At 36.2% G+C, this 14,913-nt stretch carries 15 protein-coding genes and 1 pseudogene; 5 read left to right on the forward strand and 11 right to left on the reverse strand.

Features of this window, described 5'->3' with window-relative positions; all coding sequences use genetic code 11:
• Positions 1-55: 55 nt before the first annotated feature.
• The 9 genes from FPG59_RS00210 to FPG59_RS00250 form a co-directional block, all read right to left on the reverse strand.
• The gene (locus tag FPG59_RS00210) at positions 56-367 is read right to left on the reverse strand and encodes a hypothetical protein (RefSeq protein WP_045752358.1); all 312 of its coding nucleotides are present in this window, start codon (positions 365-367) and stop codon (positions 56-58) included.
• A 373-nt stretch (positions 368-740) separates the two neighbouring features.
• Positions 741-1,547, reverse strand: coding sequence for a PRTRC system ThiF family protein (locus tag FPG59_RS00215; protein WP_086452612.1), 807 nt, complete (start codon positions 1,545-1,547; stop codon positions 741-743).
• Positions 1,547-2,269 carry a PRTRC system protein B gene (locus FPG59_RS00220; RefSeq protein ID WP_086452613.1) on the reverse strand — a complete coding sequence of 241 codons (723 nt, stop codon included), beginning with the start codon at positions 2,267-2,269 and terminating at the stop codon, positions 1,547-1,549. Before FPG59_RS00220 ends, FPG59_RS00215 begins: the two co-directional genes overlap by 1 nt.
• On the reverse strand, positions 2,266-3,345 hold the full coding sequence (locus FPG59_RS00225) for a hypothetical protein (RefSeq protein ID WP_369596799.1): 1,080 nt from the start codon (positions 3,343-3,345) through the stop codon (positions 2,266-2,268). The genes FPG59_RS00220 and FPG59_RS00225 overlap by 4 nt, the downstream gene beginning before the upstream one ends.
• A gap of 113 nt (positions 3,346-3,458) precedes the next feature.
• Positions 3,459-3,677: a PRTRC system protein C gene (locus tag FPG59_RS00230; RefSeq protein ID WP_086452615.1), complete on the reverse strand. Its 219-nt coding sequence runs from the start codon at positions 3,675-3,677 to the stop codon at positions 3,459-3,461.
• Positions 3,678-3,694: 17 nt separating this feature from the next.
• Positions 3,695-4,231, reverse strand: a complete 537-nt coding sequence (locus tag FPG59_RS00235) for a PRTRC system protein E (RefSeq protein ID WP_086452616.1) — start codon at positions 4,229-4,231, stop codon at positions 3,695-3,697.
• Between the two features lie 12 nt (positions 4,232-4,243).
• A complete protein-coding gene (locus tag FPG59_RS00240; protein WP_086452617.1) occupies positions 4,244-4,438 on the reverse strand; it encodes a hypothetical protein in 195 nt (64 codons plus the stop codon).
• 57 nt (positions 4,439-4,495) lie between these two features.
• The gene (locus tag FPG59_RS00245) at positions 4,496-5,569 is read right to left on the reverse strand and encodes a DUF932 domain-containing protein (protein WP_086452618.1); all 1,074 of its coding nucleotides are present in this window, start codon (positions 5,567-5,569) and stop codon (positions 4,496-4,498) included.
• Positions 5,570-5,614: 45 nt separating this feature from the next.
• Positions 5,615-5,992 (reverse strand): single-stranded DNA-binding protein, encoded by a 378-nt coding sequence (locus FPG59_RS00250; RefSeq protein WP_086452619.1) that lies wholly within the window; start codon positions 5,990-5,992, stop codon positions 5,615-5,617.
• A gap of 657 nt (positions 5,993-6,649) precedes the next feature.
• Here FPG59_RS00250 and FPG59_RS00255 point away from each other — a divergent pair.
• The 5 genes from FPG59_RS00255 to FPG59_RS00275 all read left to right on the forward strand — a co-directional run bounded on the left by FPG59_RS00255 (position 6,650) and on the right by FPG59_RS00275 (position 13,214).
• Positions 6,650-7,651, forward strand: coding sequence for a type IV toxin-antitoxin system AbiEi family antitoxin (locus FPG59_RS00255; protein ID WP_086452620.1), 1,002 nt, complete (start codon positions 6,650-6,652; stop codon positions 7,649-7,651).
• Positions 7,626-8,477, forward strand: coding sequence for a hypothetical protein (locus FPG59_RS00260; RefSeq protein ID WP_086452621.1), 852 nt, complete (start codon positions 7,626-7,628; stop codon positions 8,475-8,477). Before FPG59_RS00255 ends, FPG59_RS00260 begins: the two co-directional genes overlap by 26 nt.
• A gap of 150 nt (positions 8,478-8,627) precedes the next feature.
• The gene (locus FPG59_RS00265) at positions 8,628-9,275 is read left to right on the forward strand and encodes a hypothetical protein (protein ID WP_086452622.1); all 648 of its coding nucleotides are present in this window, start codon (positions 8,628-8,630) and stop codon (positions 9,273-9,275) included.
• Positions 9,275-11,431, forward strand: coding sequence for a hypothetical protein (locus FPG59_RS00270; RefSeq protein ID WP_086452623.1), 2,157 nt, complete (start codon positions 9,275-9,277; stop codon positions 11,429-11,431). Before FPG59_RS00265 ends, FPG59_RS00270 begins: the two co-directional genes overlap by 1 nt.
• Before the next feature lie 4 nt (positions 11,432-11,435).
• Positions 11,436-13,214: a hypothetical protein gene (locus FPG59_RS00275; protein ID WP_140344573.1), complete on the forward strand. Its 1,779-nt coding sequence runs from the start codon at positions 11,436-11,438 to the stop codon at positions 13,212-13,214.
• A gap of 48 nt (positions 13,215-13,262) precedes the next feature.
• Here the strand turns inward: FPG59_RS00275 and FPG59_RS00280 are convergent, their stop codons facing one another.
• Together FPG59_RS00280 and FPG59_RS16500 are read right to left on the reverse strand one after the other, a co-directional pair.
• Entirely contained in the window at positions 13,263-14,279 is a 1,017-nt protein-coding gene (locus FPG59_RS00280; protein ID WP_086452625.1) for a hypothetical protein, read from the reverse strand.
• Positions 14,272-14,913, reverse strand: a pseudogene (locus FPG59_RS16500) (hypothetical protein); the annotation flags it as partial. The gene FPG59_RS00280 and the pseudogene FPG59_RS16500, both read right to left, overlap by 8 nt.

Here is a 14,913-nt window from a genome sequence, read left to right on the forward strand (position 1 = left end):
GAATTGACGGTTTGTAGCACCGCAATTTGTTATTGTGCCGAAGACACTAAAAACATTAATTAATCTTAGGCGGTTGCCAAATGGAAGAGAAGAAGTCTGAAACAGCTGACGCAGTTATTACACCTAATTTCTTTTTAGGTTGTTGGACATAATTGGATGTTAAAGCATAAAAAGAAGTAATTACAAATCCAGTACAGGTATTGCATTTAGAAAAAGGCGAGCAACATTCCATACCGCAACCGTCGCTATCTTCTTCCTGACTATTTGTTGTTTGATGTATGACGTCAAAGCATTTATCTTCCATAAAGCCTGGCAAGATCGATAAGACCAAGACCATTAATGCTAATATGAATGATAAATTTTTCATTTGGCAAATGTATAAATTTATGCTCAATTTCACACAGTAATAAAGAATTAGAACATCAACTGTTATTTTTAAATAATATATAGCGAGAATTAGAGAAGAGATAGTATTAAATTTCTATCATTTTTAAAAAATATATTTGGTTTATAACACAGAATCTTTTCTTTGGTGGCTGATGTGGAAAGAAAAGAAGTCGGCTGAAACAACGAAAGGGATAATGAATATCCCTTAGAAATAAGATTCCAACCTGTTTGGTAAAATGCGGAGTTAGGAAGTGCGAAAGGTGCATTTTGGTAAAGTGGTTGCACCGATTTGGCGCAAAAAGACTGTCCCGACCATCGGAAGGGAGTGTCTTTTTGCCGCCCGATTTTGACTATCAGGCGACTTTTATGGGGTGGGTACGAAAGTCTTTCAGATTGTGGAAAAAGCCTCTGTACGGAGTCATACCATACCGAAATAAGCTCCATAAAAGCGAACAGCCCATTTGTGTTAAAGAGGAATTGATAAACAAATCCTGTTTCTCCAAAGCTTCCGCTAAACTGCAACTCGGTGTTTCATCGTGTTGTTCGGACTGCTTCAATAATTCTCCAAATTCTTCCGTAATCATTGGCAGGCTTGCCACCGTTTCGTATTTCTCCGAATTGGGTTGATGAATGTTTCCTATGGTAGACAGTAACACTTGCCCTGTATGCTGGCTGTTGCCAAAATCCAACCAATATTTCGGTTCATCCCTGTGGTGTCTGCGTTTACAAATTTCTTTCAGAATTTCGGCAACTCCAAACCTCGCCTTTATATTATCCACGCAGGTAATGTAAATAGTTGCCTGTGCTTCTTCGGGTATTCTGCCCAAACTGTCCTTTTCAAACTTTGTGGTTTCGGCTTTCCAATTTGTCCCTGAAAAGCGGTTTGCACGGTTAATTAGTGCAACGGATTTGTATAACCCTGTTTCAATTTCGGCAAAACGCTGTCTTCCTAAATTGGCATTGGTCACAATATCATCATCCCACAAACGCACCAGTAAGCCTGCGTGTCCCAATTCGATTAAGCTGTGGTTTATTTCCATTAAAGCGGTCAAAACCTTTGAGCCTGTACCACCTGCACCGATTAAGTTTACCGTAATGGGATTGGTGGGAGTTATCAAATAGTTATCTGTAAAATGTACTTTTAGTTTTTCGGTATTCATCACAAAAGATTTTTAAGGGTTTTGTTGTTCTTTTTCAATACATCTTTAGGAAAGGCTTCACCTGTTTCAATCAATTTTTTCCAAAGGCTTACGCAATTCCCTTTTATGGGATTTTGTTTTCCTAATAAATGGCTGAAATAGCTGTTAAAAAAGTAGTCTTCCCAAGCATCGGTAAATTCCTCTACAGAAGCAGAATTTTTAATGTCTATACTTACAGTTCCCATACATACTTTACCATCTTCATAAATGTTGAAGAAAGGAGCAAAATACAATGGTGTATTTTCTGTTGGTCTTCTGTCAGTAGTAAGAGCAAATACGGCAAGGCTGTTTTTACTAGCATACCAAAGCATTGACGGTACAGACGCTTTGCCGTTGGGCATGCCCAAGCCGTTTACAAAATACAATTGCTGTTCCTGTGCCTTGGTGTACCAAAGTACAGTGCCTTTTTCGCTCGGATTAATATGCAGTATATTGGTCGGCAAAATTCCTTTTGGTTTTAAAAAGGCTTTGTCCTTTTCTTTATCGGTGTGCAAAGCCTTTGCCAATATTTTGGCTTCATTTACGGTCAATGGATGGGCATTGATAGGATTTCCGTTTTTGTTCATATCAAAATGCTCCACATACATATAGGTATTTGTCCCTTTGGTTTGGTAAAAAACCAATGCAGATTTTGGATGGTAAAGCGTTCCAAAATTATCGGTTATGTCGTTTACGTTGCTCATTTTATTGTTGTTTTATAATCATATAGTAGTGTGCATAGTTCGTCCAAAAGGGCAAACAGGCGGTTCTCAAAATCAAGATTGGTTTGTGTAATGGTACTTCCGTCAAAGCGTTTGCAAATGGTCGGTTCTTCCATTACTCCATACTCGTTAAACTCATTATTGATGCTATCGGCAAGCCTTTCATACAACCAACCTGTGGTATCCGCTATAAAGGAGATGTATTTTTCCATTCCAACAGTTTCGGAGTCGTTTTCATCAGTATAGGGGTCTTCTTCGGGTCTTGGTGCGTTTCGGAAAATGCTCTCAAATGGATATTGCGCATAGAGGGCAAAGGCATCGCAAGCTACTTTTTGGCACTCCTGGTCGAATGTGTCACGGCTTTTAAAGTGGTTTAAACGCTGTTCAAATACCTGTAAATTGATACGGTTGAATAGCTTCTGTTCAACCCGTTCGCCTATCCATTCAGCTTTTGCAATCTCAGCAATACAGCTGTCCGTTTCTTCGGTATAATCATCCTGTTCTACCCAATCGTTCATAATTTCATACATCCAATACAGATAGCTGTTTTCCTGTCTATAATACGGTATATCGACAATATGATATAGATAACTGCAAATCGAAACAAGCAATTGAGCCGTCTTTTTACGCTTTGGGTCATGGAGCATTTGAAAGAGTGGCACGATTGGAATATAGTATAGGGTTGTACCTGTGCTGTATCGTTCTTCGCTCGTAAAAAATGTTTTCTTACTATCCTGTACCAAACGTAAATTATCCCAATTGACATTGTTTTGTTTTAACTTGCTTTCAGCATCCCACATAGCCAAAGCCATATTGTAGGGATAGCCGTATTCCTGCGTTTGTAACGGTTCAATGCCGTAATGCTCTGTAAGTTGGGAAAGGGACTTGTAAAAATCCCTTTGCGTTTTTGCTGTTTTCTTACAATCCTGTGTGGATTGTGTTGTTTTCAGTTTAGGCAGAAACCCACACTTTAGAAAACCATTGGAAGCATTGCTATCGGTACAGATTTCTGTTTGTCTTTCCGTACTTCGTTTGTGTCTTTGGCTCTTTGCATCCATTGTGCGAACTCGCCCAATTGTTGGTTCAGTTGCCGTTGTGTTTTCTGTTCGGGTATGCTTATAGTTCCCGATAGGATATTGCGTTGCATAGTTCATTGTTTTTTATTTTTGGTTTAACCTTTTGTTCCCATGACGCTCTCTAATTTGTATTCTATCTTATCATCACGGATGATGGGGGCAGATACTTTTGCGGTGGTTAGTATGGGATACGTATTGGCGTAAAAATTCAGTACCGCTTCCACACTCCAACGTGGTTCGGGGTCGGTCAGTCTGATCTCCTGTCCTTTATCTTTAAGTATAAATACTCGTTCTAACTGTGTTGTTACTAACATAACTATTGAATTTTTTGTTAAACACTAGGTTGTTCTGTTGCAAACAGACCTGTTGAAGAAAATTGGTTTGATAGTTCCGATTTGCGTTTTCGTATTTCGTCCGCTTTTTCGGGATAATCTGTAATTTCGGGTACTTTCATCCACGCTTCACGGAATTTGCCCTCTTTTTCCAATTCGTCTGCCTTTACCATACCGTCTTTAAACTTCTTGTCTTTGGCTTCCTGTTCTTTCTTTTGTGTGTCGGATTTTTCCTTTTCCATTGCCGATTGCTTTTTAGCTTCTTCCAACTGTTTCATAAAGGCTTCCATATTTACCATTAAACCTGAAGCGGTTTGCAAAGGAGTTGTTATCTGCTGAAAAAATCCCTCATCCAATTCTTCTGCCGTTCCCCTTAGATTAAGTGGTGGTATCAGTTGTTTTGCGTTATCTCCACATTGCTCATTTTGAAGTATTATAGAAACAATAAGGTTGTTTTCTATACCCTTTGATATAGTGAGTTGTAAATCTCCTGTAATGCCCATTTGCGCTATCTGATTGAAAAAATTTGTGTTCATCGTTCTAAAAATTTAATTGTTTTTACATGGCTCTTTTATTACTGTTAACTTCTCGTATATATCTGTCCAATAGGTGTTCTGCCTTTTATCAAAATCGGAGTAGCTTTTATCTTCGTGCATGTATTTTTTGTACTGTTTGGTTATACGGATTGCTTCTTTAAGGTCTGTTACTTCAATAGGGCAACCGTTTAAATCTGTTACTTTCATTTTTTGCTATTTAAAAGCAACCACCCGAAGGCGGTCGCCTGTGGTTATACATTCAGATTAATTGAAATTGAATACGTCTGCACCGATTTTCTCGAAAGAAGTACATAGTTCAAATGTTTTTTGCGATTTCATTTGTGCTGTTCCACCCATAACTATAGATTGCAGTTTGGCTTCATCATCCTTGTAACTGCGTACATTTTGGTAGTAGCCTGTCACAGCATTGTACGCCCCGAACAATGTACCTTTGGTGGTGTCCATTTGTTGAGTGTCGCTTGTCATAGCGTATGCAAAGGCATCTTGCACCACATTTTTAAACACGGTGGAAACTTCATCATCCGCACCCTTTTTAATCAAATCCAATGTTTCCTTATTCGGACAAAGAGCTAATTGGATTAGTTTTTTTACTTCTTGGTCAGTTACCTTTACTTTAGCCCATTCATTAAATATTCCCTCTAACTGTGTGCTTAAGGTATCCGCCAAGCCCATAAGTTTGTGGGCATTTTCCAAATGCTGTTTTGCTCCCGAAGTATGTTTGATGCGTACCACGTTGCTCATATTACGAAGCGAGGCGTTAAGGGTATTTTGGCAAACAATGCGGATAGGGGTGAAGGCTGCTGTTATGCTTCCGCTACCATCGTGCGAAGTGGTTAGGAAAATGTACTTTTCCGTAACATCATCGCCATTGCCCACTCGGATATAATCGGGCAGTTTGGCTGTGATAAATATGCGTTCGCCCTGTCCCAATGCCCCTGCGGTCTCGTACAATATTCCCTCGCCACCCCCTACAATAGCATCAAAGAAATTGAATGCCTCATGGTTTTGTACGATGTGGTAGTCCTTGCCAACCACACCCAATACTGCATTGTTATCGGTACGGATATTGGCGTAATAATTGGGTACTTCCAGTTCACTACTGCCTATTTCGATACCGTTTGCGGTTTCAATAATTCCGGATCCTTTGGTATATAGCGGTCTTTTAGCCACTTCATAGTCTAATCCTGCGTGTTTGATAGCTTCTTCGCTTGTTGGGTATTGCTCTACAATTTGCCCTAAGCTGTGCCACGCTTTTTCTTTTACGCTAAAGAATGAGTAATGTCCTGTGTTGCTGTTAAAATTGATATTATGTGCCATGATGAAATGATTTAAAAAGTTTAAAAATTGTTTGAAAACCTGCAGTTAAAATGGGAGGTCGTTCTCCGTTTTGTTATTATTGATTCCCGTGGTAGCCTGTACCGTTTCCGATTTTTTACCGCCTGCGTGCAATTTGATTTGCAAGGTGTTGAAGTTCAGACTTGCGTTTGCTTCTCCATTATTGCCTGTCCACGCTCTTGCACTTACTCTGCCTGTGAGTTCTACAAGAGTGCCTTTAGTGAGTATTGTCGCTACTTTTACGCTAAGCCAGTAAGCACAGTCGAAGTAGGTTGTCTGCTCTATACGTTCGCCCGCTTTATTTCGGTAGCTGTCGTTGATGGCTACTGAAAAATTTACTACCTGTTTGCTGTTTGACAATGTGCGTACCTGCGCATCTTTTGTCACTCTTCCAATGATGTTCATGATTTTTACTTTTTTAATGAATTATTTTTTTTGAGATTTTATTTATTCGGCAATGAGAGGAGGTGTTGTTTTGTTTCACCATTACCATTTTTAATATTTTATTTCTCATTGCTGACATTTTTTTTATTCGTCTAAAGAGCCGGAGTATGCTATGTTTTGTTTCATGAGCATAAAAAGGTGAGTGTTTAGCAATAGCAAGGCTTTGATAAAAAATACAACCTGGATGGGTGGAGATTTTTTGGCAAATCTGAAGGACCAGGCCTTGCTATTGCGTTAAGAACACGGAGTTACCTTTGCTCCTGAAATAAGACAAAAGCATACTGGTTTTTGAATATAAAAATGAAGGGGAAGCAACGAAGATATTGGTAAATGGTTCTAATGATCAGAAAATTTCATCAATATGACAAAATCTATAAATCGATGTTTAAGATTTTTTTTTAAACTGCTGTTGATAGAGTTATTGATTAATAATATTAGATTAGTTAGAGCACAAATAGTTGATGCTACTAGTGGTGATTGAGTTCTTGATTATATATTAGATGTAGTTACAATACAAATAATTGTTACTGATGTTGTTGATGTAGCTAAATAATTATATATTTGTTCACTAATATTAAGTGTTCACGTTTTCGTGAACATAAGTATAAAGTGAACAAGATGAACGAGCAGTACATTATACAAAACGCAATACATAATCTTCATAAAGATGAGATACGTGCTGAATGGAGAGAAGCAACTAATGATGGTTTCATTGATGGAAAGCTGACGCTTCATATGAAGTATCATCCTGCTGTTGTATTAAATGTAGCAGTTAAAAAAGAACTACGTGGAATGCATCTTACCATTATGGAGGATAAGGCACGCAGTGAAGCACCATTTATGATAGTTGCTAATCGTATATTTCCTAAGGTTAAGCAGGAGCTAAAAGAAAAGCAAATCAATTACTTGGAGGCAAGCGGAAACATGTTCCTGCTAATGGATGGCCTTTACATTAATATTGACGGTAGGAAAAATGAGGTTACTGCAACTACAGGCGGCAACCGTGCCTTTACAAAGACTGGGCTGCAGGTCATATTCCAGTTTCTAATTGAAGAAGAATGGGTAAATCGACCATATCGAGAAATCGCGCAACGCACCGGTACAGGCTTGGGTAATATTAATAATATATTCAATGGGCTGGCACAGGAAGGTTATCTATTACAGCTGACAAAGAATGAGCAAAAGTTGGAAAATAAGAAGCAACTGTTGGAAAAATGGATTTTGGAATATGAGAAACGTCTTAAGCCAACGTTAAATATTGGTACATTTAGGTTTCTGAAGGAAGAAGATTTTTACAATTGGAAAGAAATTCCTCTTAAAAACCAAGAAACATATTGGGGCGGTGAACCCGCCGGGGCAATTTATACAAATTACCTGCGTCCAGAAGAGCTGACAATCTATACCGCGGAAGAATGGAATGATTTGATCAGGAACTATAGATTGGTTCCGGACAAGCAAGGTAACGTCAAGGTATTTAAGAAATTCTGGAAACATGATTTAGTAAACGAAAATGCAGTGCATCCACTTTTGGCATATGCCGATTTAATGAATAAGGGAGATAGAAGATGTACAGAAACAGCACAAAGAATATACGATGAGTACCTACAAGATAAGTTTTAAGCAATTAAGGCAGGAAGCAAAACTTTCAGAAATGCTTACGGCACTGGAGAGGGGTTTGAAAAAGTTTAGTATAGATTTCTATCTCGTTGGGGCAGTGGCACGAGATGTTTGGATGTCCGCAATAAATGATATCCCGCCAAGCCGCATTACGGGAGATATTGATTTTGCTGTTTTCATCAATGATAAAGGAACCTATGAAGGATTAAAAAAATATCTGATAGAGACTGAGGGATTCCATCCATACAAAGACAATGCATTTGTACTGGTGTGGAAAAGTTACATTCAAGTTGATTTACTGCCGTTTGGCGAGATAGAAGGTAAAGGATCTCATGTAAGGGTCGAAGGCACCGGTCTTACAGATGTTAGTGTTCCCGGTTTTAAGGAAATATATGATGCAGGACTTCCGGAAGCAGAACTGGAAGGAAAGCACCACTTTAAATTCTGCACGCTTCCAGGAATAGTATTGTTAAAGCTGATGGCATATGAGGACCGACCTGAAATCCGTAGGGACGATATTAAAGACATCAGTAAGATTTTAAAGCACTTCTTCGACATGTATACCGAAGAGATTTATGCAAACCATCTCGATTTATTTGGTCAAGATCAAGAACTTGATATGTTGGCTGCACGCGTTATGGGGCGGGATATGGCAAAAATAGCAAGATTGAATGAAGAGTTGTTTGTCAGGATCGCATCCTTGTTGGATAAGAATACGGTGAGCCCTGCCAGTAGTGAAATAGCAAAAATCATGGCTGAATTTTTCGAAAATACTGTTCAGGCTAGCATGGATATGTTGATTGAGATTAAGGTCGGATTTATGGAGTAGGATTAATATTGTATCTTAATATAATGAACTCGAAATTTAAAAAAAGAGATGGAAGCTTACTTTAAAACAGAGGCAGCATATAATTGAAAACCTGCCACAATGTTTTATTAGATATTTGTATATCTTAGCATTACACAAAATATAATATCTATGGAGGACTATCTTAAAAAATTTCGTGATCGCTTACGTATTATGATCATTCTTTATACTTTTTGCGATCCATTGGAGGATAAAAGATCAGGGAAATATGGTGTATTTCGCAGTGAGATAAAAATACAGGCGTTAGATTTTCTTCTTCGCTATCCTGATTTTCTTTCAATGGAATTAATGGATTTATTAGATAATAATACATCAAATGACAAAGAAAAGATTGGGAAAATAATTGAAGCTATTTATTTAGATAATGAACCCGAATTACGGGTGGAAGAAATGGAAAAATTTTTTCATGGAGCATATGAAAGTATTGATGATGTGATAGCATATCTTGTCAGCGTTGGTTTAATCACACATGAAAGTAAAAAAAGATCTGATGGAAAGACATATGATAAAATATACTACATAACTTATGAAGGCTCTAATAAAATTATAGGATTTCTCAATGATATTTCAGCGGTAGAATGGTATTATGATCGTTGTATGTTGATAAAGGAATATTTTGGAAGTTTTTCAGGGACAGAGTTAAAATCTAGACAATATAGATATGGGGAGTATAGTAATATCTCTTACCGTAGCCATATCCAGAATATTAATAGCAAGGTGAAACTAGCATATTTTCAAAGATTTAATAAATCATTATAATGGACGAAAGACAGATTAATTATAAAGATTTCCTCAAGTATGTTCACGAGCACTTTGCAGAGAATATCACTTTAGAAGAAGTGGAAGAAATCCTTCATTTAGAAGAAGATTACAATAAAGATAGTCCAAATTCATTAGGGAAATCCCTAGTAATTGATCGGTTACTATTTACGGGGCAAAAGAAAACCGGTGAGAGCTTTATATTCGATCAGCCAGTTTACCAAGGTATTAATGTTTGGATTGCTGACAACCACAAAGGAAAATCCACCATTTTTAAAATCATAAAATTTGCTCTAACTGGAGCAGATAGTATTAAGAAAGATATCAAACCCTGGATTACTGAAATATTCCTTCAATTTACTATTGGTAAAATAACCTATACGTGCTACATTAATAGGACAGGAAGGGACAGGGGCGGAGTCTATAGATTTTCAATCAATAGGTTCATGGAGCTAAGAGAAAACCAAAAGTTTGATGATGCACAAAAAGAGATTGAGTTTGAATTTAATAACCAAATACAATTCGAAGAGAAGATACAGGACTTTTTTTTCGAGCAGTTTTCATTTTATACCCTAAAGTATACCCAAAAAAATAGTGCCAAGGACTCTTTTGAAATGAATACTTCAAGTCTTAGTTGGGCCACTTATTTTAAATCTATTTATTTGGAATCTAGTAACTACGAATATCTTTTTTTTGATAAAGAAAGATATGGCTTACAGGGAAAAAAAATATTCGAAATGATCTTGGGTTTACCCTTGACATACCCCATTAATATGCTAAACATTCAAATGGATAGGGTATTGGAAACTATTGGTAAAAAGCGACTAATTGATAAAACCAAGCTGGAGTTTAACAAAAATAACGAAGTACATTTAAAAAAGAGGCTGGCTGAAGTTACTCTTGAAATGAAAGCTCTTCAAGAGGGGCAAAAAATTGAATTCAATGATCGCCCATTAGTAGAGGAATACAACAAATTGTTTGAAAAAATTAACGAGTCAAGAAAACAGCAGAGGGTTGTTTCAGATGCCTATCAAAAAGGGAAAAATGAACTGATTGCCTGTGAGGCAGAATTACAAAGCCTTGAGGGTGATAAAGCAAAGATTTCGTCAGAAGTAACTAAGCTGAGAAAGCGAGAGCTCAATATCAATATATATCGGCAATCAGAAAGTTTCTTTACAAATCTTGAAATAAAAACCTGCCCGCACTGTGAAAAAAAAGTCAGTGAAGATAAAAAAAAGAGCGAAATAGAAGATCATATATGCAGCTTATGCGGGAAAGAGTCTAAAGAGCAAAAAGTTGATCCAGAAGAAATAAATGAAAAGGCGAAACTTTTAGAAGTTGAAAGAAGTAAACATGAAGCAAAATTAGAGCAAATTGATAACACCCTTAAAAAACGTTATGAGGATATCGAAATATTGCGAAAAAAGAATGCTGAGGAATATGCAAAATCTGTAGTATTCACTCCTATAGAAACAGACAGCCGTAGATTGTCAGAGATTCAAACAGAGATTGAATCGATTGGTAAACAAAGATCGAAATTCACGGATTTACTAAATAAAAAGGACAATTTTATCAAGGAAGAGGCAGTATTGTTATTCCAGCTTAACGAGATCGCTAAGCAGGAATCACAAATTGATTCCAATGAAATGGCAAATCTAAATTTAAAACGGGATGTTTTGGATTATGCGCTTAAGGGTCTGGAAAAAAAGCGTGTACAGCTGAATAAGGATATTCTTAGTAAACTGCAGGAATTAATCATTAATGAGGTTCATGCCTTTGGCCTGTTGAGCATAGATAATATAGAAATTTCGGATAAGTATGAACTAATTTTTTTACAACATGGTATTGCAGTAAGTTTTACTGATCTTACCGAAGGCGAAAAATTAAGAGTTAAGCTCGCATTTTACTTAAGCTTGATTCAATTGGATATTGAACATAATTTAGGAAGGCATCCGCGGTTTTTGATATTTGATTCGCCAGGTAGTGAGGAGATGGTTCCCAAGCATTTACAGGGTTTGTCTGATATCTTTAAAAGTATTAATGACCGATTCAAAGATAAATTGCAAATATTTGTTGGTTCCGCACTGCGAGATTTCTCCCATATTACTGACAATGAAAAGACATTTATAAAAGAGGAGGATCATTTTGTCTTTTAACGCTATGGATAAAAATGTACTTTTAGGCACTGATTTTTCAAAAATTATTTTTTTAGATAATTTCTATGTCAATGTGGATGTGGAGAATGAAGATGGCTCTGCTGTCTTAGATTTTTTAAAAGAAATAATTAATACCACTGAAAACACATATATTAAGAGAGCCGCCTGCAAGATTATATGCGAACTGACAGCGGTTAACATAATAAAAAACCGCTATTCCTCTCTAGGTGTTTTATTTGATTTTCTCTCCAGTAATACAAATGAATTAATAGACATTGCATTAAAGCAATTACCTTTTTTTATTGAGCTTTTGACAAGTGAAATAGAGCATAAAGTTATAGACCTTACCGATCATGATAATGGCGATATATCCAGTCAGGCTTATCTTTTTTTAGGGATTAAAACCTTCTTTTTTAGTACGTCTAAGAACGATTTTCCAAATTTTATTAGTACAATTTCTGAGGCTGAAAAATATTTTCTTGCAGCTGAAAATGTAATGGACAACAGGGATGATGCCTGGTTTTACATTATATTAATCCAGTTGACAAAAGCTTTATTATCAAATGATCAAGAAGGTGTGGAAACAATGATTACTGAGTTGTATAAGAATTTACAGGTTAGAGCTTTGTATGAAATTGATGTTACTGGTCTGGAACTTGAATATCTAATTTTTCAAATGTTTGATTCTTTAAATAGAAATTATAAGATTGCAATCCGGTCACAAGAATGGCTGGATATTAGGCACGAGACTCAAATGATCCTAGAGGCTAGCATGGAAATAGATAAATTAAAATTGCACAATTCAAAATTTAATAATATTACCAAAAAAATTATTGAGGAGTCAGTTTCTAAAATAGAATCAAATATTTATAATTTTCATCTTTATGGGGAGCATAAGAGACTAATTGCTCTGCATTCTCAAAGTGATAAAAGATTGGCTGATTTTATAGATTCAATACTTCAGTCTTTGCCAGATCAAGATAATGGAACAATAGATGATAATGAAGTATTGGCAATGTTAGTCGTATTTATGGGTGCTGAAGGAGGCCTTGAAATCTATAATAAAATTCAGAAGAAGGAACTGTCTTTTGCAAAAGCAATTGGGCAGTTTATAAAGAATAACTACAATAGTAACTTGTCAATACGCACAGGCAGTTTGGCAGGAGAAGAGATATTTAACGTGTTGATGAGAGAAATTGATACGGTGCTTCCTAAATATTCCAAAGAAAAAAGGAAAACATTTTCGGCTGTACTTGAGGAAGTTATTCGTTATTGCCAAGCTACATTTGTTGGAAATGAAAAGAAACGATTTCCCTTTCTATACAGTACATCTGCAAAAGGAAAAGGCATCAAAGCTAGTGAGCAGGATTTGCAGGATAGTATGATTTTATATTTTGAACATTCTAATATTGCAGATGGATTTGAACATGAGAAGTCTAAGTTTGTGGATGGCGGACGTGTCGATATAGTGTATAAGAAAGATATTCTAACCGTACCTATCGAATTAAAAAAATCATTGTCGCGTCCTGATAAAGATATGCTCGAAGAAAATTACATTGCCCAAGCACAAACTTATACAGCAGGATATGATCAATTGGGTATTTTTGTCTTGTTGGAAATGAGCGACAAGAGTAAAGAACCAATGGCTAATTTCAAAGATTGGTTTAAAATTCATCATTTGCGGCCATCTACAGGTCAGGAAGTATCCTTCCCAGATTATATAATCTCGGTAGTGATACCAGGCAATCGAACTAGCCCAAGTTCAAAAAGTACTTACAAATAGAATATTTGGCCAGACCTCAGCTTAGCGTAATGAATGGAGTTGGATTTCTTAAAAATTTATCGAAGGCTCAATGCGTTCTGGTTTCCAGTAAAATATTTTATTATCTCCAAAAAAGGAAATCGGATACTGTGGTGCTACAAAAGATCTCTCGCCATTATCAGGTCGAAAGACAGAAGACATTTTTTTATCAATTAGAGTTTTGCACGCTTCATATATGCCATTCAGTTCACTAGGAAGCTCACCAATACAATCTTGTTTGTAATCTGCCCTTAAATCTCCGACAGCATTATGAAATACGCTTTGTGTAAAAATATATACAAATTTAATGGTCGTCGTATCTCGCGCAATTATTTCCTCCACAATAGTTTTGAAAAGCTGGTGGTCAAGACTAAAATATCCAGTGTTAATTAAGAACACGCCGGCGGTATTGATTGAATTTGAATTACTGAATTGTTTAATCTGCTTTGAGGCTTTTGCTATAGCATTTTTTATTGAATTTGCTATAACACGTTTATATGCTGCCTTAACTTCGCCCGATGCTGCAGAAAAATTGATATTAACAGAAAAACCATTATCTGCTTCAAATATCTTCGTAATTGTATTGCGCCTGTCCTCATTATATAAGCTCTCTTTTTGAAGATCTTTCAATTCTATAACTATATCTACGATCATAAAATCTGGAGTCATAGTTGCGGTTTCTGGAATTTTCCTACCCCCTAGCTGACAAATAATAGTTTCAAAATTTGACTCATTAAATCGAGGAATATTATAGTAATAGGGATTTGAAAAGCTAGCTTCAGAAAAACTTGTGAAAGAATAGCCATCATGTTCAGCCGTAATATAAGCTTTCCATAAGTCTCCGCCTACATCTTCGCAAAGTGAACGGATAAGCTTATCAATTTTTATTTCGGAACAAACAATATACCCTTTACTGGAAATGATCTCATAAAGCTTTAACCGTGAAAAATCGGTTTCATCTATCATTAAGATGCAGTTGTTATAATTTCGATTTTTTGTATTGAATCCTTCAAAAATTACTCTAAGAATAATTTTAGCCCTATTCATCTTTTATTACAATTTTAAACCTATCCATAAGCCTTTCCAAGTCGATATTATAAGGTATTTTTCTTCTTGAAATTGGCGATAACTGTTCAGTAATATTCTGATTCGCTCTATAGAAGAGTATTTCTTGATTGGGCGCAGTGTTGACTTTCATGGTTTTATTCATTTTTTCCAAATGAAAATTGAGCACTTCCTTAAAATTCTTGTCTTTGACTTGGAAGTAAGGAAGCCAAAGTATTAGTGAATCTATGTCTATAACAGTAAGGCCCTTAATGTTGAAATTTTTATTTAGATCGCCGAGCCTTTTAATCGACTGCTCCTTAAACCATTGATTAAGTCTGTAATTAATACCCAGTGTCTGGAATATTCTGTCATGTACAAGAAGAACGGGATAGACCGTAAGTGAGTTCTTAGAATTTACATAATCATCAAACCTAAATTTCTTGCTGCCAATTTCTTCAATAGTAGTAACTAGTTGTCCAATCCCTACTTTCTTTTTTCCATCGATCAAAAATTTTGTTTTTAAAACAGCATTAATCTGCTCGATATCAGCTGATGCTTTAATTTCCTTAGCAATCAATACATCTTTATTTTCAAATACAAATACTTCATTATTATGTCTAACGTAATAATCAGG

Source organism: Flavobacterium sp. FPG59 (genome assembly GCF_002150205.1).
In the GTDB taxonomy this organism is placed as follows: domain Bacteria; phylum Bacteroidota; class Bacteroidia; order Flavobacteriales; family Flavobacteriaceae; genus Flavobacterium.

Bases quoted from the DNA above. Each gene is read 5' to 3' on its own strand.
- FPG59_RS00260 (WP_086452621.1), top strand. From the start codon at position 7,626: ATGAGTACCTACAAGATAAGTTTTAAGCAATTAAGGCAGGAAGCAAAA.
- FPG59_RS00215 (WP_086452612.1), bottom strand. From the start codon at position 1,547: ATGAATACCGAAAAACTAAAAGTACATTTTACAGATAACTATTTGATA.
- FPG59_RS00265 (WP_086452622.1), top strand. From the start codon at position 8,628: ATGGAGGACTATCTTAAAAAATTTCGTGATCGCTTACGTATTATGATC.
- FPG59_RS00255 (WP_086452620.1), top strand. From the start codon at position 6,650: ATGAACGAGCAGTACATTATACAAAACGCAATACATAATCTTCATAAA.
- FPG59_RS00270 (WP_086452623.1), top strand. From the start codon at position 9,275: ATGGACGAAAGACAGATTAATTATAAAGATTTCCTCAAGTATGTTCAC.
- FPG59_RS00275 (WP_140344573.1), top strand. From the start codon at position 11,436: ATGGATAAAAATGTACTTTTAGGCACTGATTTTTCAAAAATTATTTTT.
- FPG59_RS00250 (WP_086452619.1), bottom strand. From the start codon at position 5,992: ATGAACATCATTGGAAGAGTGACAAAAGATGCGCAGGTACGCACATTG.
- FPG59_RS00235 (WP_086452616.1), bottom strand. From the start codon at position 4,231: ATGAACACAAATTTTTTCAATCAGATAGCGCAAATGGGCATTACAGGA.
- FPG59_RS00220 (WP_086452613.1), bottom strand. From the start codon at position 2,269: ATGAGCAACGTAAACGACATAACCGATAATTTTGGAACGCTTTACCAT.
- FPG59_RS00210 (WP_045752358.1), bottom strand. From the start codon at position 367: ATGAAAAATTTATCATTCATATTAGCATTAATGGTCTTGGTCTTATCG.
- FPG59_RS00280 (WP_086452625.1), bottom strand. From the start codon at position 14,279: ATGAATAGGGCTAAAATTATTCTTAGAGTAATTTTTGAAGGATTCAAT.
- FPG59_RS00225 (WP_369596799.1), bottom strand. From the start codon at position 3,345: ATGGATGCAAAGAGCCAAAGACACAAACGAAGTACGGAAAGACAAACA.
- FPG59_RS00245 (WP_086452618.1), bottom strand. From the start codon at position 5,569: ATGGCACATAATATCAATTTTAACAGCAACACAGGACATTACTCATTC.
- FPG59_RS00230 (WP_086452615.1), bottom strand. From the start codon at position 3,677: ATGTTAGTAACAACACAGTTAGAACGAGTATTTATACTTAAAGATAAA.
- FPG59_RS00240 (WP_086452617.1), bottom strand. From the start codon at position 4,438: ATGAAAGTAACAGATTTAAACGGTTGCCCTATTGAAGTAACAGACCTT.